The following is a 22,046-nucleotide window of genomic DNA, read 5'->3' as shown; positions in this document are numbered from 1 at the left end:
GTGTTACCTGAAATCATTTTTCATTCACTGTCGCTGGTGCAATCGAGGGCACAGGATGATTGGCGAGAAGCGGTGCCGCGGTAAGCTGTTCCATTTCAGCCCCCGCCAGCAGCGCTTGCGTGGCACTGTCGATCAGTGCGCGGCGGGCATCGAGTAATTCTTCCCGCGCCGCAACCCAATCCTGATAGGTGTAGCGACCGGCGCGATACAGGGTCTCGGTTTCTCCCATAGCGCGGGTCAGTGTCGGAATAATTTCCTCGCGCAGGTGTTGCACAGATTGCACCGCCTGGGCGCGGCCGGCATAGGCGCGATACAGCTGGGTATGCAACTGCAAACGCACAGCGTCCTCTCGAGCAGCGGTGCCCTGCAGGGCGGCGCGGGCGCTGGCAATTTCGCCCCGGGCGCGACGGCCACTGAACAGTGGCACACTTAGCCCCGCCACCAGCGAGGTGCTGTCGGTCTCATTGCTCTGGCGCACCCCAAGCCCCCAGCTCACATCCGCGCGGCCGGCGCTGCTTGCCAGCCGCAACTGCGCCTGCTGCACGCGCGCCTCGGAAGCAAATCGCATCAGCATGGGGTTTCGATTGGCGCGGTCGAGATAGTTCTGGAAATCGTCGGCCTGCGGCATCCGGTACAACTGCCCTCCGGCTACAGAGAAGTCCTCATTGGTCTCCCCCCACATAGCCGCCAGTGCGATCCGCTCGGCCTGCAACTGTTTTTCAAGACGCTGCTGCTGCAGCTGTGCACGGGAAAGCGCTGCCGATGCGCGCAGTTTCTCTGCTGTGGGTGCGGCCCCGGCGCGAACCCGCGACGTCACCGAAGCCAGCGCGCCCTCGGCGAGCTGCACGCTGTCTCTTGCCAGCACCAGTTGCTCGGAAACCGAGAGCACCTGAACGTAGCGGCGAGTCACCTCACCGAGCAGATCCAGCGCCTGAATTTCACGCTCCAGATTCAGCAACCGCCGTTCACTGGCGATGATCTCTCCGCGCGCATTGCGCTTGCCGCCCAGTTCGATCACTGAAGACAGGCCGACAGTAAATTCGGTGTTGTCCGTACCATCGGTGCCGGCAAAATTTTCCAGCTCGGTATCCAGGTTGAGCGCAGGACGCAGACTCGCCGTTTGCGCACGGCCATCCAGAGATTGCTGGCGGTAGTCGAACACCGCGAGCGAGGGGTGGTGGTCCAGGGTTCTGGCGATGGCCTCGGACAGGGTGATCGACGGCCGCGCATCGTGGCTCTGAGCAGACACAGGCTGCACAGGAATAAACAAGAAGGGGAGGCACGCAGCGAGCGCAAACAGTGCACGCGCAGCAAAAGACAGACACCAGCAGCGTGGTGTCGCAAAACAAGACATAAAACAATTCCCGAGTGAGGGTTGAAGTTCAGTGAGCGGAAACGCTTTGAATCCGCGGAATTTTCAGTTCACTCAGGCAATGGGAGGTCGATAGAGGGCGGAGATAATCTCGTGAGGGAAAGTGCTGTCTGCCGTAGCAAGCCAGCGCATACCGGGAATGCTCCACTGGGTATAGTTACCCGCGGGCAGGCACAGGCTGGTACCGGCATGGCAGTGACAGCAGTGATTGCATTCCTGATCCAGCCCGACCAGCTCCGCTGTGTCACAGGGGCTGCCGCAGTCTGAATCAATACAGTCCACCAGCGGCTGCGCCGCGACCACATTTGCAACTGGCTCTGCCAAATCCCCATGGCCGTCATAGCACGCCGTCGCCTGCTGGATCACCAGCAGCGTCAGCAGCAGATAGCCAAACAGGGCGTTGATGGAGAGTTTTAGCATGTCGCAAAAACCGTCAAAACAATTGGACCTAAATTCAGAACAGCAAAGCTAGCAAATTAAACCCAGAACCTCAAAGCACTGGCAGCCCTCCCGATCAGGTATTAGCATGACTTCACAGTTTCTGATTTTTTGAGCGCGATGACCTTACCCGCAGTCTGGCTTTTACATACCGACGATATTCCCGCGGGCAGCGCTGAAGCCCGCGCCCTTGAATCGCTACTGAGCATTGATGAACACGCGCGACGGGAGCGTTACAAGAGCGAAGAAGCCCGCTACCAGTTCCTGCTGAGTCGCGCACTGTTGCGGCGGGTGCTGGGCAATATCAGTGGGGAGGCGCCGGAAAGCCTGCAATTTCAGGTGGCGGAGTCCGGTAAGCCCCGGCTCCTCGAAGTACCCGAGTTGCACTTCAGTCTCAGCCACAGTGGCCAGTGGATCGCACTGACGGTCAGCTGCGAATCCGATATCGGTGTGGATATCGAGCAGCCCGTCAGGCCGCGCAATTTTCTGCGGATCGCCAATCACTATTTTCACCCGGACGAACAGTCGCTGCTGGCGTCCGCACCGCCCGAACTGTTACCCGTGCACTTTTACCGCCTGTGGACAATGAAAGAGGCCTTCTTCAAGGGCCGCGGTACCGGCATTTCTGAAGGGCTCTCGCGCATTAATCTGGCGGGGTTCCACCTGGGGAAGGGTATCCAGTTTTCCGACGACCTCCCGGGCGCTGCCGACCCCTGGCAATTTCACTACGCCATGCTGCCGCTGCCGGATGCAACCCACCTGCACCTGGCGGTCGCAGGCACCGATGGCGGAATTGGCGAGATCAGTCAGGAGCGTATCTTGCGGGGCCTTCCCGGCTGAGCCACAGGAAGCCGTCGACTTGCACCAGCAGGTATTCCCACCTAAGATTCCCGTCGGATAAATTTCACTCAACCGGCGCTTTCAACCAACACTATCAACCAGCACAATGACCAACGTCTTCCGCACATTCCTGCTGCTCGCACTGCTTGCCCTTGGTGGCGAAGCGCTGGCGCAGCCGTGCCATGAGGGCGAACAGGTCGAAACGCCGGTCGCCGAAGTCAGCCACAGTATTTCCTCCCCCAAGCATCACCAGCCCGCAGAAGCTGCTCTCTGCAGTAATCGCGCCTGCGAGGATGCCTCTGCCACGGGCGCGCCACACGACTGTGACCAGGCTTGCAGCTGCTGCCCGGGCCACTGTGCCAGCGCCTTGCCTACCACGGCGGCAGACACCGAATTCCTTATCCGCAATTTATCCTCTACTGCCTACCGGCCGCTGGGTTCTTCCCCGGCGCCGGAATCCGACATTCGCCCACCCATCCCTGCCTGACACAGGACAGGTGCGCCCACCGCTGGCGCATGCTGCCTCTCCGTTGATTTCCTGACAATCGGATCCTTCGCCGGAAATCCGGCAATCGATCGCATTCCAACTTTTTTGAGAGACCAGTACCGTGAAATTTTTTACTGCATTACTGCTGGGCGCTACCCTGCTCAGTGCCGGCTGCGACCGCGCGCAACAGACCCAGAACACCGCATCAACCCCGGCAACCAAAGCGGCTTCCACTCAACCGTCCATTGCACTGACCACGTACAAATCCGCCACCTGTGGCTGCTGCAAACTGTGGGTAGATCACGCCAACGAACAGGGCTTTGCGGTGGACACAAAGGATGTGGATGACCTGAACGGTGTGAAGAACCGCTTCGATATCGCCCCGGAATTCCAGTCCTGCCACACCAGTGTTTCCGACAACGACTATGTTTTTGAGGGTCACGTACCGGCCAAATTTATCCGCCAGTTTTTGCAGAACCCGCCGGCCAATGCCCGCGGTCTGGCGGTACCGGCGATGCCGCTGGGCAGCCCGGGTATGGAAGTGGGCGACCGCTTCACCCCCTATGACGTGGTGCTATTGCACAAGGACGGTGGACACAGCGTTTACGCCCGCATCGAAAACGCCGAGCAACAGTTCTGAGTCGCGTAATGAAGCATCTTTTTGATCAGTCCGTCACCACGCTGCCGGTCTCCCGGCGGCGTTTTGTCACCGGCATGGCCGCCGGTGCGGCGCTCGCGGGACTGCCCGCGAGCCGGGAATCCGCGGCACAAACGGTCAACCCGCTACCCGACGTTTTACGTGGCAATCGCTTTGGTCTGCACGTGAACTATCTGCCGGTCAACTTCACCGGCCGCGAGCACACCGCAGTAGCGGTAAACGGCGGAGTGCCGGCACCGGTGCTGCGCTGGAAGGAAGGGGACACCGTCACCATCAATGTCACCAACCACCTGGCCCACGACACCTCCATCCACTGGCACGGCCTGATCCTGCCGAGCAATATGGACGGCGTACCCGGGCTCAGTTTTAACGGTATTCGCCCCGGGGAAACCTTCACCTATCAGTTCCCGATTACCCAGTCCGGCACCTACTGGTACCACAGCCACTCGGATTTCCAGGAACAGCAGGGCCACTACGGCGCCATTGTGATTGACCCGGCCGCACCGGACCCGGTGGCTTATGATCGCGACCACGTGATCCTGCTGACCGACTGGAGCGACGAGTCGCCCCACGACATTTACGCCAAGCTCAAAAAAGAAGGCCACTACTACAACCGCCGCCGTCGCACCGCCGGTGACCTGTGGGAGGAGATCCGCCACAAAGGCGTGGCCCAGACCTGGCGCGACCGCAAGATGTGGAACGAGATGCGCATGTCCAATCGTGACATCTCCGACGTCACCGGTTACACCTACACCTATCTGATGAACGGGCAGACGCCGGACGCCAACTTTATGGCGCAGTTCAAACGGGGCGAAAAGGTGCGCCTGCGCTTTATCAATGGCTCCGCCATGTCCATCTTCGATATCCGCATTCCGGGACTGAAAATGACCGTGGTAGCGAGCGACGGGCAGAACATCGAGCCGGTGAGCGTGGACGAATTCCGCATCGGCGTGGCGGAAACTTACGACGTGGTGGTGGAGCCCGCCGACGACCGCGCCTACACGCTGTTCGCCCAGACTATCGACCGCAGCGGCTATGCCCGCGGCACGCTGACACCGCACCCGGAATTGCGCGCCGCAGTACCGGCAATGGACTACGCCCCGGTGCTGACCCATCGCGATATGGGCATGGATCATTCCGCCCACGACATGGGCAACATGCAGGGTATGGATCACAGCGGTCATGACATGGCTGACATGAGCGCGATGGATCACTCTGGCCACAATATGAGCGCCATGGATCACAGCCAGCATATGGACCAGCACGCCGGCCACCAGATGCCGGGAAAAACCAGCGGCCTCGGGCGTGCGGGCTTCGGCAGCAACGCGCCGGTGCGACACCACGCCAGCGAGTACGGCCCCGGTGTCGATATGCGCGCGGACATGCCGACGAATGGTCTGCATGACCCGGGTATCGGCCTGCGCGATCACCAGAGCCGCTACGGCCGCCGGGTGCTCACCTACGCGGATATCCGCAACCTCACTCCCACCATCGACCGGCGCGAGCCGGAGCGGGAAATCCAGCTACATCTCACCGGCAATATGGAGCGCTATATGTGGTCCATGGATGGGATCAAGTTCGCCAATGCCGAACCGCTGATACTGAAATACGGCGAGCGCCTGCGAATCACCCTGGTGAACGACACCATGATGACCCACCCCATTCACCTGCACGGGATGTGGAGTGAACTGGAAACCGGTGACCCGGAATTTATTCCCCGCAAGCACACGATACTCGTGCAGCCCGGCTCCACCATCAGCTACCTGGTAACGGCGGACGCCTATGGTCGCTGGGCCTACCACTGCCATCTGCTGTATCACATGCCGGGGATGTTCCGCGAAGTGAGGGTGGTTTAACGATGAGGTCAATGAAAAACTTTTTGTTGGTGGCTGCGATCGCTCCCGCCTGCGCCCTCGCTGATCAAGACGAACATCAGCATCACCACATGCAACACGAACATCACGACCGTTCGCCGGCACCAGCCGTATCGAACCTGGAACATGCGCCGAACCAGCCGGATCACGTAATGGATCACGAGGTGCTACTAACCAAGGTCACCATCGACCAGCTGGAAGCGCGCGAGCACGATGGCAGCGCACTGGAGGGCAGCCTGTGGTTTGGTGGCGACTTCAATAAACTGTGGCTGAAAACTGAGGTTGAACGGGAAGATGGAACAACAGAGAAAAGCGAGCTACAGGCGCTTTACAGCCGTGCCATCGCCCCCTACTGGGATTTGCAGCTGGGCGTGCGCCACGACATTGAACTGGAAACCGACAGCCGCAACTGGGGCGTTGTTGCCCTGAACGGCCTGGCGCCCTACTTCTTCGAAGTGGATACGTCACTGTTTATCGGCGAAGACGGAGATACCGCGTTTCGCGTGGAAGCCGAGTACGAACTGTTGTTCACCCAGCAGTGGATCCTGAGCCCGGAAATTGAAGTGAATTTCTTCGGCCAGAACTCTCCCGAGCACCACACCGGCTCCGGTCTTTCCGATATCGAAGCCGGCCTGCGGTTGCGCTACGAGTTCACTCCGCAGTTCGCGCCCTATATCGGCGTGAACTACGAAAAGAAATTCGGAAATACCGCAGACTTTATGCGGCATGAGGGGGAATCAGTTAGTGAAACCCTATGGGTGATCGGGCTGCACGCCTGGTTCTGATCCGTTTTCAGATGGCATCGGGGACGCCCCTGATGCCATAACTTCCTGCCACCAGTAATCCATCACCTGAGGATTATTGATCGCAACCGGAGCACCAATTACCGGAGTAATCATACGCACGCTCTTCTCCCAGGCCGCAGCCGCGGCGCGCTCCATCGGCTCGAACCAGTCGTGCAGGGCCAAGTCGAAGGTGCTGTTGTGGATGGGAATCATCGCGCGGCCACGCAGGTCCAGATGGGCCTGCACACTCTGCTCCGGCAGCATATGGATCTTGCTCCACAGGTCGTTGTAGGCACCGGTCTCGATCAGGGTCAGATCAAACGGCCCCAGCCGTTCGCCGATTTCCCGAAATCCGTCAAAGTAACCACTGTCGCCACTGAAGAAAATATTGGTATCCCGCCCGGCGATCGCCCAGCCGGCCCAGAGGGTTTCATCGCGGTCCCCCAGACTGCGCCCGGAAAAATGCTGGGCCGGGGTGGCGGTAAATTTCAGTGTGCCGACGGCGTGTGACTGCCACCAGTCGAGCTCCACAATTTTGTCTTCAGCAATTCCCCAACGGCGCAGGTGATCGCCCACTTTCAACGGCACCAGGTACTGCCCCACTTTTTCATCCAGCGCCTGAATGCTGGCCTTGTCCAGATGGTCGTAGTGATCGTGACTGATGACCACCGCCGCGATATGCGGCAGCGACGACAGTTCAAACGGTAGCGGGTGAAAACGCCTGGGGCCCGCCCACTGCACAGGCGACGCGCGCTCACTGAACACCGGGTCGGCAAGCACCGTTTCACCGTCCATGCGTATCAGCACACTGGAGTGCCCCAATCGATAAACCTTCGCCTCAGAATCCGGCTCGGCCAGTTCCGCCGCGGGAATTTCGCGTATGGGGAGCGGCGATGTCGGTGTGGGCGCTTTGCGTTCCGCGCGCAGATACATCTTGGTGATTTCCCACAGGTTGCTCGCCCCGGCGCTGGCGTCCATGCCCGTGTTGTAAAACTTCTGCGGTGCCGAGGAACAGCCTTTGAACAGACTGACAGCCATAACGATTACCCCTGTAATTACCAACCAGCGTGCTTTCATGATGAAACGAGGATCAACCCAAAAAGTAAACTATACAGTGTAGTGTAATCTCGAATCACAAAAAGTAAACTGCCTAGTGTAAAATTCCCCTCAAGCCGAGTTGAGCGATGTGAGACCAGAGGGTCAGATGACCGAGAAGAAACCCACAAGAAGTGAACTGAAGCGCCAGGCAATTCTGCAGGCTGCCAAGCGAGCGTTTCAGGAGCGCGGGGTGCACAACACCAGCATGGACGAACTGGCCGCGCTGGCGGAAGTCTCCAAGCGCACCGTGTACAACCACTTCGCCAGCAAAGAAGCGCTGATCATTACGCTGATGGGCGAACTCTGGCAGCAGGCCACCCAGTGTGCCGGCGGGGTTTACGAGGGCGATTCCGATTTAAAGCTGCAACTGTGCAAACTGATTGAGGCTGAAGTAGAGGTAATCTGTAGTCGCGAGTATATCGAACTGAATCGGGTGGCCTTCGACCACTTTTTTCACCAGCCGGAAGCGCTGCGTCAGCAGATGGAAAAGTTCTCAGCCATTGAGACCGGCATCACCCGCTGGCTCAAGGCGGCCACAGCCGACGGGCGCCTGCAGAATCTGGATATCGAAATCGGTAGCAAGCAGATTCACAGCCTGATCAAGGGCAGCTGTTTCTGGCCCCAGTTGATGCAGGTCAGCCCACTGCTCACTCCGCAAGAGCGCGCCGCACTGGCGGAGCGCACGGCGGCGTTATTTCTCAGTCACTACGCCGCCTGATCCCGCGCTCTACTCCACAACCAATGTGCCGCGATACATCTGCATCTGGCAGTGGAATGGATACTCCCCCGCGTCGGCCGCGGGGATTTTTACTTCGGTAACTTTATCCACTGTCAGCTGCGCGCTTACTTCAAGGTCGGGAAACAGCACCCACTCGGCGCAGGGCGATGCGTCTTCCCGGCGGAAATGCAGCATCGCTTCTTTGCCCGCGGCTACCCGCACCCGCTCCGGTTCGTAAACACCGTCCTTGACCAGAATTTCCAGTTTTTCACTGGCTTCAGCGGCCTGCGATTTCTGCTGCTTGGGCGCCAACCAGAACCACCACAGGGTAAACGCGATGGCGGCCAGACCCAGTGAATTAATCAGCACGGATTCCATCAGGCGTCACCTCCGTTGGATTTTGCCGAGTCGTGAGACGGCTTGAACAACCGCAGCCGATTGGCATTACTCACCACAGTCACCGAGGAAAACGCCATGGCGGCACCGGCAATCACCGGGCTCAACAGTGTGCCGGTGATTGGATAAAACACACCGGCGGCGATGGGGATACCGAGGGTGTTGTAAATAAATGCGCCGAACAGGTTCTGTTTGATATTGCGCAGGGTCGCGCGGGATAACTCCACCGCATCGGCAACCCCGTGCAAGGACGAGCGCATCAGGGTGACATCCGCGGACTCGATCGCCACATCGGTACCGGCACCGATGGCAAAGCCCACATCGGCGCGCGCCAATGCTGGCGCATCGTTAATACCATCACCGGCCATGCCCACTTTGGCGCCGCCCTTTTGCAGGTCGGCCACGATCTTTTCCTTGTCCTCCGGCAGCAGGTCCGCGTGCACATGCTCGATACCCAGCTGTTTGGCGACCGCCTCTGCCGTAGCCTTGTTGTCACCGGTCAGCATTTCGATGCGAAGGCCGAGTTCCTGCAAACGTTTTACCGCAGCCTGTGCGTCTTCGCGAATGGGATCGGCTACGGCGATCACACCGGCCATGGCCCCATCCACTGCCGCATACATGGCGGTGCGCCCCTGTGCGGCAAGCGCTTCTGCTTTCTCCGGCCACTGTCCGGTTTCAATGCCTTCACGCTGCATCAGTTTGCGATTACCCAGCAGAATGGTTTTGCCATCGACCTCGCCGCGTACTCCGTGGGCAGTTATCGCTTCGAAATTTTTTACCTCACCCAACGGCAGGCTTTTTTCTTTTGCCGCTGCGACAATCGCTTCCGCCAGTGGATGTTCGGAGCGGCTTTCCAGGCTCGCCAGATGTTGCAGCAATTCGTCCTCGTCACCTTCGCTTTCGATATCCGTCAGCTTTGGTGCACCTTCGGTAAGGGTACCGGTTTTATCCACCACCAGGATATCGAGATCGGTAGCCTGCTGCAGTGCCTTGCCATTGCGCACCAGTACGCCATTCTCAGCGCCTTTACCAACCCCGACCATGACCGACATGGGCGTGGCGAGACCCAACGCGCAGGGGCAAGCAATAATCAGTACCGAGGTGAGCACCACCAACATGTGGGCGACTTTGGGATCGGGGCCGAAGTTGTACCAGACCAACGCGGCCACCACCGCGATGATCATTACCGTGGGCACAAAGATGGCAGAAATGGTGTCCGCCAGCCGCGCGATGGGCACGCGCGAACTCTGGGCGTTTTTGACCATCTGGATGATCTGCGACAGTCGGGTATCCGCGCCCACTTTGTCCGCGGTGAATACGAGACTGCCATTTTTGTTCAGGGTACCCGCACTGAGTCCATCGCCTGCCGCTTTCTTTACCGGCACCGGTTCGCCGGTGAGCATGGATTCATCGACGAGGCTTTCGCCTTCCAGCACGCTGCCATCCACGGGAATTTTTTCCCCCGGGCGTACCCGCAGCTTGTCGCCGGCCTGCACCTGCTCGATAGGGATATCCACTTCCTCCCCATCGCGGATTACCCGTGCGCTGGTGTCCTGCAGCTCCAATAGCTTTTCCACCGCCGCGCTGGTCTTGCCGCGGGCGCGCACCTCCAGCGCCTGACCGAGATTGATCAGGCCGATAATCATGGCACTGGCCTCGAAATAGACGTGGCGAGCAGATTCAGGCAGGACTTGTGGCAGCAAGACCACCAGCATGGAAAACAACCAGGCGGTGCCGGTGCCGAGTGCGACCAGTGTATCCATGGTGGCACTGTGATGGCGGAAGGCCCGCCAGGCGCCTGTATAGAAATGGCCGCCGCAGAAAATCAGTACCGCAAGAGTGACGAGGCCGACTGCTCCCCAAGCGAGTTGCTGAAAGCTGTTGTGCACGCCCATTTCGCCGGTCACCAGTCCCCAGATCATCAGGGGCACGCCAATACCCAGCGCGATGCCCGCCCGCCAGAGCAGCTGCCGGTAATGGCTTTGCTCTTCTTGCCGCTGCTGTTCACGCAGCTCCCGTGCATTTGCCTGCACGACTTCCGCGCCATAGCCGGCGGACTCCACCGCGCTGATACAGGCCTGCGCTTCAGCATCGCCATGAACCACCAGGGTTTTGTCCCCCAGGTTCACCCTCGCGTCATTAACCCCCTCCACCTGCGCCAGTGCAGACTCGATTTTTTTCACGCAGCCGGCGCAGCTGACACCCTGTAACTGAAAGGTCTTGGCGGGCGAAGCGGTTTTGTTGGTCATGAGTTCCTCGTGCCTGAATTCAATGAATAAGTGCGATCGCGCTTCTCAAAGCTTGTTAACAGTGATGGTAAAAGCTTACCGCAGGGGGAATGCAAGCATCAGGTAGTCAAACCTTTGATCCCACTCAGGGTAGCGGAAAGCAGACTAGTGAGATCATCGCGCAGGGTTATTGCTCAGCGCTATGGCCACAATAAATAAGCATTTGCTTTTCTTATTAAGAAGACGTGCTACCGTAATATAAAAAGCAATTACTTATTTTATATCACCATGCCCATCGCAAACCCCAAAGCTACCCTCTTCGCCGTCATGCTGGTCACCCTGATCGGCACCGCCGGTATCGCATTGCCCTACCCGGTATTGGCGCCGCTGTTTCTGGACGGACCGGCGAACGAACTGACCCGGTTTATGGGGTTGCCCCCCAAGCTGCTGCTCGGTATTTTGCTGGCACTGTTTCCACTGGGGTTACTGATCGGCAGCAGTGTGGTGGGCGCCCTGTCGGATCAGTATGGTCGCCGGCGCACGCTGGTGTTTACCCTTGTACTGGCCGCAGCGGGGTATGCGTTGTCGGCGCTTGCACTCAGCTGGGAGAACTACTTGCTGTTTGCCTTCGCGCGCTTTGTTACCGGCCTGTGCGAAGGCAATATCGCAATAGCGCGGGCCATGGCCGCAGACCTGCACCCGGCGATTGATCGGACCCGCGCGCTGTCGCTGGCAATGGCTTGTTCTTACGCGGGATGGCTGCTCGGGCCACTCGGTGGAGGCTATCTCGCTGCGAGCGGCGCGGATTTTGTGTTTTGGGCTGGAGCCCTGGCGGTGACCGCTTGCGCCTTGCTCGCGCAGCTCTTGATGCCTGCCGATAAGCTCGCGGTCCCTTCCGGCGGCAGTCTTATACGGCTGGTACATGCACAGAATTCCCTCGCCCTTTGGCGGGAGCCCGCAGTGTGCGCCCTGGCGCTGTTTAATCTGCTGTTTACCCTTGGAGTAAATGCTTTTTATGAATTCTATCCATTCTGGCTGGTGGAAAAATTTGGCTTTCAAGCACACCAGATCGCCTGGAACACGGTAATCGTGACCGGCGCTATGATAGCCACCAGCGTGTTGGCAGTGCCGGCAATCAAGCGGCGATTGGGCGCGGAGCCTGCAGTATTCAAGGGAGCTGTCGGGCTCGGTATTTTGCTGCTGATACTGCCCTGGACAGATCTCGCTGGCGCCTACGCCATGTTCGCTTTCATCGGTGTCGGTATCGCCACAGTGAATGGCATCTTTCCGGCGATTATGTCGGAGCGCTTCGCTGAATTCGGCCAGGGACGGGTAATGGGCTTGCTTACCGCCAACTTCTGTCTGACCAGCACCATGATTGCGCTGCTGGGGAGTAGTGTGGCGCTACTCGGCAGCCAGTGGACGCTGATGCTTGGCGGCTTGCTGTGTATTGCCGGCGCGATCTGGTTTGCATTTATTCAGCGCACAGCGGATGCATGGCCGCAAAAGGCGGACGCACAATGACCAGGACAACATCAAAAAAGTCGACGTGGAGTTCCGCCGGCGATTCCCGCGAACAGATTCTCTACCTGCTGAAAACCCGTGGGCCACAGTCAGCCCCATTTATTGCGGAAAGCCTTGGGATATCCGCCGTGGGCGCGCGCCAGCATTTGCATCAACTGGCAGACAGTGGGCTCCTCAGCCGCTTTGATCGCGTGGAAAAGGTCGGTCGCCCCACCAGCTACTGGGAGCTGACCGAAAAGGCCCATCAACGCTTTCCCGATCGACACGGCGACCTCACAGTACGGCTGATCGATAACGTGCGGGAAGTCTTTGGTGAGCAGGGGCTGGACGCTCTGATAGGCCAGCGCGAGAAAGAGTCTCTGGCAGAGTACCAAATCGCGCTGGCCAAGTGCCACAGCCTCGGTGCCAGGGTGAAAAAACTGGCGGAGCTGCGCGATCGGGAAGGCTACATGGCACAGGCCGTACGCGAGAAGCGCGGCGTATGGCTACTGCTGGAAAACCACTGCCCGATCTGCGCGGCCGCCCGGCAGTGCCAGGGCTTCTGCCGCTCGGAGCTGGAAATTTTCCGCCAGTGTCTGCCCGGCGCGCAGGTGGATCGATGCGAATACCTGCTAAACGGAGCAAGGCGCTGCGCCTACCGTATTTCGGCGCAGGGCGTCTAACCCGAGCCCGAGCTGCCGCCGACCGAATGTGCGTTACAGAGACTATTTCCGGACGTCTCAGGCGCGATGTGGGAACCCATGAGTCGGGGATTCCCCTCGGTCCAGGGGCCATTTACCCTCCCGGTGACATCCCCTCGGGTGGTATCATCGCGGCATGAAACACCCCCTGCTCCCGGAACGCCCCCTCGTGATCTCCCCCACTCTGGCCGCCACCCTCGGCCTGGAGGAGGCAGTATTGCTGGGCGCACTGGGCGACCTGCTACCGTTTTTGCCCGTGGAGTCACACCCCGGTCGGGACTGGTACACCGTAGGGGGCGAGCAGCTTCAACAATTGCTGCCATTCTGGGAGCCTGTGGATATCCAGCGGGTCTCCACCAGTCTGCGTAATCAGGGGGCCCTCTTACTTGGCGCGGCCCCCTACGGCAGCAGTGCCATGCTCAAATTCTCGCTACAAGCTGGGCAGGGCTCCAACAGGCCTGCAATAGCTCAGGCCCCCGCTCCCCGCGCGGCCAATACCATTTCGCCCAGCTGGCAGCCTGATAATGAAACCATGGCGCGCATCGCGCAGCTGGGCGTGCCGGAGCACTTCGTGCGGGAGCAGTTACCGGAGTTCGTGACCTACTGGCGAGACCGCGGTGAGAGCCGGCACTCTTTCGGCTCCCTGTTTCTGAAGCAGGTAAAAAACAAGTGGGAGTCCTTCCGGGCTACCCAGGGGCGCAAACAACCGCTGCCTGACCACTGGCGCCCGGGGGAGGAAACCCTGCGCAAGCTTTCAGACGAGGGGGTGCCCAGTACTTTCGTTCAGCGCTGCCTGCAGCGTTTTGTGGAATACCACCGCAACAGTGCCAAGCAATCCGTTTCCTGGGATCTTGAATTTAACGACTGGGTAACCGAGGACTGGGAAAAGCAGGACACCCCGTTTATCGAAAAGCGCAAGCCGGAGCCCATGACCCGGGACTGGCAGCCCAGCGAAAATACCTGGGAACAACTGCGCCGATTGGCCATCAACCCCAATTTTGCTGCAGAATTACTGCCCGAGTTCATTTACAAATGGCTGGAGCGTGGCGGCCACAGCGCCCGTTGGGGCGAGCAGTTTATCGAGTATGCGCGCACGGAGTGGGCTTACTACTGCCAGGGCATCGAAAAGAACCCGGTGGCTAAACCCATTTCCCGCAACTGGCAGCCCTCCAGCGACTGCCTCGGGCACCTGCTGAACCAGTGTGAAATTGATCGGGACTTTGCACTATCGCTGGTTCCGGAATTCATCCTTTACTGGCGCAGCCAGAATGCCGCCCGCAAAAGCTGGGACGCGGTATTTGTGCGCCATGCGCGGCACAAGTGGGCCGAACGCAACAAGTTCGCGATAGGACAACAACATGGCAAGCCACAAGAATCCGGGAACACAGGTAACCAGCGCACCAGAGACACGTCAGTCTGGGACATCGTCACAGACACAAACTGGTAATCCCGAGCTGGAAGCGCGCAAGCGGGCACTGAATGAAGTTTTCGGGCTGCTGAAATTGAGCTACCACAACCAGTTCAACTCCGCTTTTCAGGACGTACAGACGCTGAACCATGCCAAGCGCCTGTGGCTGGAGTCCCTGGCCGGATTCTCCCCCGAGGAAATGGTTGCCGGTGCCAAACGCGCCATCAAGCAATCCGAATATTTGCCTACTATCCACAAGATGTTGCAGTTCTGCGCCGAGGGCGATAACGGTCTTCCGGATCCGCGCGCCGCTTACCGCGAGGCCTGCAATGCCCCCAGCCCCAAGGCCAACCACAAGTGGAGTCATCCCGCCGTATACCACGCGGGCCGCGCCGCCGACTGGTTTTTCCTGGCGAACAACCCGGAAGCTTCCGCTTATCCCGTATTCGCCAGCCACTATAAAAAAATTTGCGAGCGCTTGATGGCGGGCGAAAGCTTGCCCGCGCCAAAACAGGTCCAGCTGGAACATCAAGCGGCGAAACCGCTGTCGAAAGCTGAAAATGCCAAGAAGTTGGCGGAATTGCGCGCGCACCTCAAAATATGATGTGATGGGTGGGCTGAGCTTCAGCGCACAGGCCAGTTTCCATGGATTTACGGAAGCCGGCCATCAAGACACGATTCTTCCGACTCCAGAGCAGGTATCGCCATGGTCAGGCCCCTCCTTCTGCTTGTGGTACCCCTTACACTGCTGGGCAGCAGCCTTGCCAGTGCCGATTTCTATTCCCATCGCTACGGTGGTCTCGCACTCCAGGCAACCGCCCTCAATGATATATGTAGTGACACGAGTAGCTTCGTTGACCGGCTCAACAGCGAGAGTCAGGTCGCAACGCTATCCAACTGCAGTGACGCGGGCGAGGGAGCCAAACTCTACGCGGGGTGGCGCTGGAGCCCTAATTTCGCGGTAGAAGCCGATCTACGACAGACGGCAACATCCACATCAAATTTCGTCGTCGGCAATCCGCAATTTCCGCGACTCGCCATCAAGGACCGTATAACCAACCGGATGGGCAATGCTTTTGTTGTCGGCCACCTGCCTGTGGGGCGCTCGGGATTCAGTGTCTTTGGCAAGCTGGGTGGCGGCTTCTGGTTTAATGAATTGCGTTCGCTGCAGCGAGGAGACGCGCTGGCAGTATTCCAGCTTGAGGACGGGTCTCTGCAACCGGTGGCCATTCCCGTGGAAGGCGTGTTTTCGGAAACGGGCAGTGGTTTTCATTGGGGGTATGGCGCAGGGGTGAGTTATCAACTGCGAGATCGTTGGACTATTCGCGCGGAGTGGGAGCTGTTCCCTGAAGTCGGCAGCGAGGAACTTCGGGGAGAATATCAGGTGGAATCCGCATCGCTGGGCTGGAGTGTTCATTTCTAGCGCACCTGCCATTTGAACTGTGCACAGCCCAACTCATTTGGCGCGATCCACAAGCCTCAGCCCCGGCAGATGCCTCTCGTCGGTGTGAGTGGAGAATTTGATTTCTTAAGAGTTTTCCGGGTTATGCACAACCCGGTTACTCACAGAAACACTGGACAGAGCTGGGGATAAGTTTGGGATATATGACCGGAATGGCGCGGCTATTACGCTACAGGCGGCGCTTAAAATTTCAACGGAGAACAGAGGCAGACTTCTTTGCGGTGATTCGATATCTGCACTTTCCAGTTTTAATTTCAGTGATGAGAATCAATGTCGCACTATTGACAAAATTCCATGACACACCTCTCAAATTGGCTTTATTTTTATTTTCGGATGTAGTTAGATGTAAAAGTGATCAAAATGAACACAATATTTCCGATAACGATTCCGGGGTAGCACAGCATGTCGCGCTTACTTACATTTTTTCTCGGATGTACCTTGAGCCTGCCGTCTTTGGCCACCATTACCGAAACGGAAATTACGGAGAATAGTGCGCAATTCACCATCTCCGAAGGCAGCAATTCCGTTGAACTCACCCTCACTTTTGACTCAGTAAAAAACCTGGATGCAACGAGCGCAGGAGTGGACTCTTATATCTTCTCCGTGACGGACCCCAATGTCGTCGCCAGGTTACCCGAGGGCGTCGAGCCGATTGCAGATTTCCCAGTCATGATTGTTATTGAACCTCCCGCAAGTGAAGAACTTTCTTTTCGCGGAGCCGCCGATGTCATGGTCTATACCCACGATATTCACTTTGACAACAATTTCAGGGTATTCAAGTCGCACGAAGGTGAGACCTTTCAGGATTTAACCGCCGAGCACAGTGAAGGCTCGTACCGCGCCCGCCTCAGAACTGGCAACTTCTCCGAGTGGATGGTGGTCCGCGACAACAGAGACCCAAACGACGTAATAGCGCTCAAGTATCAAAGGTTAAGCAACGCGATCAGCTCCAGTAAGCTGAGCTGGTTGACCACTAACCGCCTGCTGGGCCAATTAAATCTTTCCCGGCTCTTTTGGGAACAGGGAAATATCCTACTTGCAATCGCCACATTGGACCTGGTGATTGGCCTGATAGATAGCCTCGCCGGCTCATTAATCAGTAATGTCTGGCATGCCACTTCCCCGCTGACCAACACCGCTGGTGATTTACTCGGCGCAAGTTCAACCCTGCGTTTCAGTCTCTCTCAAGGTTAATTCTGTGCCGGCTCAGTTCAGTATTTACTATCCTCGCCGTCCAGTGAAAGAAATTTGCCTGGAGGATAACAGGACTTACAGACTGGGCCGCAGCACAGACTGCAACTTACATATAGATAATCCCTCCGTATCCAGGAGTCACGCTGAGCTGAAACAGGTGAATAATGTCTGGACGCTTCGTGATCTGGGATCTAAAAATGGCACGAGAATTCACGGCGCAAATGTCAGTTTCGCCAATTTAACGGATGACTGTTGGCTATCAATCGGTGAGATTCAGACGCGTTTCCAACTCCTGGGGATACAGCAGCTGGATCACCTCGAAGGCCAAGCAGACAAGCGTTGGAAGCACTGTGAAGAAATAGGCAAGCAACTGTCCAACAGCGGTGACCTGGAGCAGATGCTCGCCCGAATACTGGAAGGCGTCATCCAGCTGGCTGGCACCGATCGCGCTTTTATCCTACTTAAAGGTACTACCGGTAATCTATCGGTTAGTGCAATGCATGGAGTAACACCCGAAGTTTTGCAACGCGCTGACTTTGCCGGGTCGCGCAGTGCGGTAGCCGAAGTGCTCAGCTCCGGCCGCCCGCTGGTAACCTCTGACAGTCTTGACCATCAGTTTCTTTCCAGCCAGCCCAGTATCCAGCTCAATGCCATTCGTGCCCTTGCCTGCTTGCCGCTGGTGATGGACGATAGACAACTTGGCGTCCTCTATACGGATAGCCTGTTAATGGGAAAAGGGATTACTGAGCTTGATTTAAGTATTCTCGAGGCCATGGCAGACAATGCATCCATGGCAATTGCGGCAACATTGCTTAAAGCGGATCTTGATCAACTGAACCGGAGCACTGCTGAAACGCATTTTCCCAGTCTTTCAGCCTGGAAATGAGGTTTTTCCACTAGTGGAAACAGATCCTGATACAACAAAAACAATAAGCAATCTTTTCCATCCCCTGCAAAGCGGTGAGCGCCTTGCAAATCGTTTTGTTATCCAGTGCTTGGTAGGCCGTGGAGGTTACGGCTCAGTGTACCTGGCAATGGATGAGCAACTTGGGATTGAAGTGGCTTTAAAACTTCTCGACCGGCAAGCAGGAGTAAGCTTGCGCAGAGAAGTTTTGCTTGCGCGAAAAATCAGCCACCCGAATGTGGTTCGCCTGCACGATATTTTCGAGTCCGAGCACGGTTACTTTTACACCATGGACTATATTCCCGGCGAAAGCCTGGCAACCAAGCTCGACCGGGAAAAGCGACTTAAACCGCAGGTCGTAGTCTCACTCGCACACTCCTTGCTGGACGCGCTGGATCAAGCGCACCAGAACAATGTCGTACACCTCGATCTGAAGCCAGAAAACATTTTGATCAACCCGGAAGGGCAGGCTTTTATTACCGACTTTGGCGTCGCTCGCGCTCTGGGTGAAAAAGCCGATGCCCCGTCTGGCACGCCAGATTATGCTTCTCCCGAACAAATTCAGGGAAAAGCCCTCGATGGCCGCAGTGACCTCTACAGCCTCGGGGTGATTCTGTACGAGTCAGCTACCGGATTTCTTCCGTTTGACGGTGAAGAAAGTAGTGCTCGGATGATCGCCCGGTTAAGCGTCCGTCCGCTGGCACCCTGTGAAAGGTGTAAAGAGGTGCCCAGACAACTCAGTCAATTTATCCTCCAGCTGCTCAGTAAACGTCCCAGCAGGCGCCCCACAAGCGCTCGTAACGCTCGCTTGCGTATTGCGCAGGCGCCCCGCAATTATCGCTGGGGCTGGGCACTTCCGCTCGTCGTGATTTTGGGGTTATCACTCTGGAAGTATCAACCTGCACCGTCCGATACAGGTAAACACACCTCGCCCACCTTGCTGGTGCTGCCCGCAGAATACTCACCACCGGTACCAGCCTGGCTTTCCCGCACAGCGGCGGAACAGTTACACAGTCAGCTTGCGTCTTCCCCGAATGTGAGGCTGGCAGAGCAGCAACCGGTTTTGAACTACATCAGCCAGGTCAGTTGGCCACTCCCTCTTTCAACCAGTCAGCAGGAAGAGTTACTACAGGCCTTTGGGGCCGTGTGGGTGGTGACATCTGAAATCAGACCTATAGGGGATGAGTGGAGCCTCACCGTCAGCTACGGTCCACCCGGGCAAAAAAAGGCGCACACCATACACCAGATGATAGAGCCAGAGAATGTGCTCTCTGCGCTCGATCTGGCAGGGAGTAGGCTACTTACGCAATTGGACCAGCGCGCGCCCCAGGCCATCGCCATTCCAGATAAGTTTCGCGCCGAGGTTGTACAGGTACGACGCCACCTCGACATGGGAGAATTTGAACTCGCCGCGAAACTCTCACAATGGCTAACGGTAACATGGCCCCACGCTTTGAGCTCGTACCTGCACTTCAGGGCAAACGATGGGCTCGGTGATATCCGCGAAGCAACAAAAGCCATAGATGAAGCCCACAGCTTACTCGACAACCCGAGCTCAACACTCGCCTTGCAAATCCAGTTTGAGCGACAGAGGCTCGCGGGTAACAGTAAAAAAGCACTTAGCTCTCTTGAAATTCTTAGCGAGCGGTTGCCTTTCAACAGTCGTTTAGCACACCTACACGCGGATCTACTGGCAGACCACAAGAGTTTGGAAGCGAGCATTGACTATTTACGAAGCTGGCTCGCCAACAGTCCCACAGATGCGCGAGGCTGGTACATACTCGGGCGCCAGCTGATTCAAAGTGGCGCGGCACTAAAGGCAATCGAAGAGCCGCTGTCCCGCGCACTTGTGCTTTCTCGCAGTCAGCGGCAATTGAAACTTGAGGCGGACACCCTCGCGGCGATTGGTGTTGCCCAGGAACGGCTAGGTGAACTGGGGCACGCCGATAAATATTATCAGGAGGCTCTGGAAAAGAGGCGGTCACTTGGGGATAAGATTGGTCAGGCAGGGCTGCTGGCAAATATTTCCTACCTAAATGCCATCGCAGGCTCACCGGATAAAGCACAACAGCACCTCGACGACGCACTTTCTTTACTCGCCTTAGAGAATGCACCACGACTTCAAGCCAGTATTCACAACGATAAAGGTGTATTGCTCGAAGAGTCCGGCAACTACAGCGCAGCCAAGCAAGAATATATGAAGGCGCTAGGGCTGCGCCGCGAACTGGACGATCTCGGCCTGATCGCGGAAAGTCAGGCAAATGTAGGTTATATCGCGATGTTGGCGGGTGACAACGAAAGTGCGAGGGTCTACTTTCAGCAATCTCTTCTGGGGCACCAGAATATTGGCGATCGCAGAGGCATGCTCTATGTCAGCCAATATCTTGCCAGTCTGGATACTCGGGAAGGGCGCTGGCCTCAGGCTACCAGAGCATGGCTTCAGAGCCGACGAGAAGCGGAAGAAATTGGAGACCAGCAGGCGAAACTTGCAACATCAATTCACCTCGCACAACTAAGTCTATGGCGAGGCCAGCCGGCCAAGGCCGAAGCGGAGCTTGTAAGAGCGAGTTCGGTGGCGTCGGAACTCCAAGATTCCCGAGCCGAACACGAAATCACCTTGCTACGCGCAGAGCTGACTCTGCGCTATGGCGGCAAACTCAAATTTGATCTTTTAACGGATAGTGCAACTCCTGACCAACTCGCCCGCCAACAACTTATTAAAGCGGAGTGGCTCCTTGAAAACGGGCGCGCGGCAGAAAGTGAACCGGTCATCAGGGAGCTGCTCGGTCAACCATTACCTGCTTGGGAATCTAGTTGGCGACAGTATCTCGTAAATAGCTTGCAGCTCGAGCGGGATGCCATAGATCCTGCAAACCAGATCTGGCGCTGGGCTCGGGGGCTGGAACCTGAAACGATTCCGGCTGAATCCTGGTTCGCTATCCGGCAGAGTGCGCGAGAGTGTAATTCCGGGTCGTGCTCGGAGCTTCCTCACTGGTTTCTCCGTACAATCAAACAGGACCAGCTCAAAGAGTTTTTAAAACTGCCGTGGGTTCCAGAAGCGTGGAGATCACTCGATGGATAAGCTTGAAGTAATGGATCGCCTGCAACGCCTGTCCATCGAGCAGGACAAATTAACACGCAAGCTGATTGATGGGGAGCAGCGCTTTCGCGCTTTGGCCCGCAGTGTCTGGTCTGTGCAGGAAGAGGAGCGCAAAAGGCTCGCACGCGAGCTTCACGACGGTATCGGGCAGACACTGACGGCCTTAAAACTTCGGCTCGCGACCATGGAAGCCTCTGCCGAAAAAACCGAAGTCCTGGAAATTACCGAAATTGCATTGAGTGAAGCCCGCCAGCTTGCGCGATTGTTACGTCCAGCAGTGCTGGATGACCTTGGCTTGTCCCACGCACTCGAATGGCTCTGCCAGCTTATTGAGGATCAGACTGAAATCCAGGTAGCACTGCGTATTTCCGGGTTGGAAAACCGGCTTCCACCAGACATAGAAACCCTGCTTTTCCGACTTGCGCAGGAAGCGTTGACGAACGCGCAGAAGCACAGTAAAGCGAGCATTATCGATATTCGGCTCACCTGCACGGATCAGCGTGTCACTCTGTGTATCGCAGACAACGGTGTCGGTTTTGACGTGGATAAGGCTTGTGCAGCAGAGCGAGACGGCTTCGGACTCCGCAGCATGCGTGATCGGGTGGAGCTGTTCAGCGGAGACTTTTCGATAAAAAGTTCCCGCAACAGCGGGACGGATATTTTTGTGAGCCTTGGGCGGTAGCCCTCGCCACTTCTTTCAAGAATTTCGGCTGGCTGTAATGGTTGGTTTGCCGGGAGTAAATAAACGCAGGAAGCTCCCCGTAGGGTTGGGTACAAAAAAGAGCCCAATGAAAAAAGCCCTGACAATAGGTGCTGGTAGGTGGCAGTTTGAGGACAATCTTAACCTTAGCAATACGTAACTGAACGAAGTACAGGACAT

The 22,046-nt window shown here is 57.3% G+C and carries 20 protein-coding genes; 15 read left to right on the top strand and 5 right to left on the bottom strand.

Annotation, left to right across the window (positions count from 1 at the left end; genetic code table 11):
• Window positions 1-13: 13 nt before the first annotated feature.
• Complete coding sequence (locus ACYX4K_RS00100; protein ID WP_475090857.1) at window positions 14-1,249, bottom strand: TolC family protein; 1,236 nt, start codon at window positions 1,247-1,249, stop codon at window positions 14-16.
• A 177-nt stretch (window positions 1,250-1,426) separates the two neighbouring features.
• Window positions 1,427-1,792, bottom strand: a complete 366-nt coding sequence (locus ACYX4K_RS00095; RefSeq protein WP_475090859.1) for a hypothetical protein — start codon at window positions 1,790-1,792, stop codon at window positions 1,427-1,429.
• 138 nt (window positions 1,793-1,930) lie between these two features.
• Here ACYX4K_RS00095 and ACYX4K_RS00090 point away from each other — a divergent pair, with 138 nt between their 5' ends.
• The 5 genes from ACYX4K_RS00090 to ACYX4K_RS00070 all read left to right on the top strand — a co-directional run bounded on the left by ACYX4K_RS00090 (window position 1,931) and on the right by ACYX4K_RS00070 (window position 6,454).
• A complete protein-coding gene (locus ACYX4K_RS00090) occupies window positions 1,931-2,650 on the top strand; it encodes a 4'-phosphopantetheinyl transferase family protein (RefSeq protein WP_475090861.1) in 720 nt (239 codons plus the stop codon).
• Between the two features lie 106 nt (window positions 2,651-2,756).
• Entirely contained in the window at window positions 2,757-3,137 is a 381-nt protein-coding gene (locus ACYX4K_RS00085; RefSeq protein WP_475090862.1) for a hypothetical protein, read from the top strand.
• 121 nt (window positions 3,138-3,258) lie between these two features.
• Window positions 3,259-3,777: a DUF411 domain-containing protein gene (locus ACYX4K_RS00080; protein WP_475090863.1), complete on the top strand. Its 519-nt coding sequence runs from the start codon at window positions 3,259-3,261 to the stop codon at window positions 3,775-3,777.
• A gap of 8 nt (window positions 3,778-3,785) precedes the next feature.
• The gene (locus ACYX4K_RS00075; RefSeq protein WP_475090865.1) at window positions 3,786-5,651 is read left to right on the top strand and encodes a copper resistance system multicopper oxidase; all 1,866 of its coding nucleotides are present in this window, start codon (window positions 3,786-3,788) and stop codon (window positions 5,649-5,651) included.
• An 89-nt stretch (window positions 5,652-5,740) separates the two neighbouring features.
• Window positions 5,741-6,454, top strand: coding sequence for a copper resistance protein B (locus tag ACYX4K_RS00070; protein ID WP_475090867.1), 714 nt, complete (start codon window positions 5,741-5,743; stop codon window positions 6,452-6,454).
• On the opposite strand, the gene ACYX4K_RS00065 is transcribed toward ACYX4K_RS00070, so the two are convergent.
• Complete coding sequence (locus tag ACYX4K_RS00065; protein ID WP_475090868.1) at window positions 6,422-7,492, bottom strand: MBL fold metallo-hydrolase; 1,071 nt, start codon at window positions 7,490-7,492, stop codon at window positions 6,422-6,424. The genes ACYX4K_RS00070 and ACYX4K_RS00065 overlap by 33 nt on opposite strands.
• A gap of 166 nt (window positions 7,493-7,658) precedes the next feature.
• On the opposite strand from ACYX4K_RS00065, the gene ACYX4K_RS00060 reads away from it, so the two are divergent.
• Window positions 7,659-8,270 (top strand): TetR/AcrR family transcriptional regulator, encoded by a 612-nt coding sequence (locus ACYX4K_RS00060; RefSeq protein ID WP_475090869.1) that lies wholly within the window; start codon window positions 7,659-7,661, stop codon window positions 8,268-8,270.
• Window positions 8,271-8,279: 9 nt separating this feature from the next.
• On the opposite strand, the gene ACYX4K_RS00055 is transcribed toward ACYX4K_RS00060, so the two are convergent.
• A complete protein-coding gene (locus tag ACYX4K_RS00055; RefSeq protein WP_475090871.1) occupies window positions 8,280-8,648 on the bottom strand; it encodes a cupredoxin domain-containing protein in 369 nt (122 codons plus the stop codon).
• On the bottom strand, window positions 8,648-10,915 hold the full coding sequence (locus ACYX4K_RS00050) for a heavy metal translocating P-type ATPase (protein WP_475090872.1): 2,268 nt from the start codon (window positions 10,913-10,915) through the stop codon (window positions 8,648-8,650). The genes ACYX4K_RS00055 and ACYX4K_RS00050 overlap by 1 nt, the downstream gene beginning before the upstream one ends.
• Window positions 10,916-11,182: 267 nt before the next feature.
• Between ACYX4K_RS00050 and ACYX4K_RS00045 the strand changes: the two genes are divergently transcribed.
• From ACYX4K_RS00045 to ACYX4K_RS00005, 9 genes are all read left to right on the top strand, one after another.
• Window positions 11,183-12,418 (top strand): MFS transporter, encoded by a 1,236-nt coding sequence (locus ACYX4K_RS00045; RefSeq protein ID WP_475090873.1) that lies wholly within the window; start codon window positions 11,183-11,185, stop codon window positions 12,416-12,418.
• A complete protein-coding gene (locus tag ACYX4K_RS00040) occupies window positions 12,415-13,080 on the top strand; it encodes a helix-turn-helix transcriptional regulator (protein ID WP_475090874.1) in 666 nt (221 codons plus the stop codon). The genes ACYX4K_RS00045 and ACYX4K_RS00040 overlap by 4 nt, the downstream gene beginning before the upstream one ends.
• 154 nt (window positions 13,081-13,234) lie before the next feature.
• A complete protein-coding gene (locus tag ACYX4K_RS00035) occupies window positions 13,235-14,545 on the top strand; it encodes a DnaT-like ssDNA-binding domain-containing protein (RefSeq protein WP_475090875.1) in 1,311 nt (436 codons plus the stop codon).
• Complete coding sequence (locus tag ACYX4K_RS00030) at window positions 14,457-15,110, top strand: replication protein P (RefSeq protein ID WP_475090876.1); 654 nt, start codon at window positions 14,457-14,459, stop codon at window positions 15,108-15,110. The genes ACYX4K_RS00035 and ACYX4K_RS00030 overlap by 89 nt, the downstream gene beginning before the upstream one ends.
• Window positions 15,111-15,212: 102 nt before the next feature.
• Window positions 15,213-15,929: an outer membrane beta-barrel protein gene (locus ACYX4K_RS00025; protein ID WP_475090878.1), complete on the top strand. Its 717-nt coding sequence runs from the start codon at window positions 15,213-15,215 to the stop codon at window positions 15,927-15,929.
• A gap of 477 nt (window positions 15,930-16,406) precedes the next feature.
• Window positions 16,407-17,162 (top strand): DUF6689 family protein, encoded by a 756-nt coding sequence (locus ACYX4K_RS00020; protein ID WP_475090879.1) that lies wholly within the window; start codon window positions 16,407-16,409, stop codon window positions 17,160-17,162.
• Complete coding sequence (locus tag ACYX4K_RS00015; RefSeq protein ID WP_475119822.1) at window positions 17,110-18,048, top strand: FHA domain-containing protein; 939 nt, start codon at window positions 17,110-17,112, stop codon at window positions 18,046-18,048. Before ACYX4K_RS00020 ends, ACYX4K_RS00015 begins: the two co-directional genes overlap by 53 nt.
• Window positions 18,049-18,061: 13 nt before the next feature.
• Window positions 18,062-21,148, top strand: a complete 3,087-nt coding sequence (locus ACYX4K_RS00010) for a protein kinase domain-containing protein (RefSeq protein ID WP_475090880.1) — start codon at window positions 18,062-18,064, stop codon at window positions 21,146-21,148.
• Complete coding sequence (locus ACYX4K_RS00005) at window positions 21,141-21,848, top strand: sensor histidine kinase (RefSeq protein WP_475090881.1); 708 nt, start codon at window positions 21,141-21,143, stop codon at window positions 21,846-21,848. Before ACYX4K_RS00010 ends, ACYX4K_RS00005 begins: the two co-directional genes overlap by 8 nt.
• Window positions 21,849-22,046 lie beyond the last annotated feature (198 nt).

It is taken from the genome of Microbulbifer sp. ABF4_107 (genome assembly GCF_056312215.1).
This window is presented reverse-complemented; position numbering and strand designations above follow the sequence as displayed.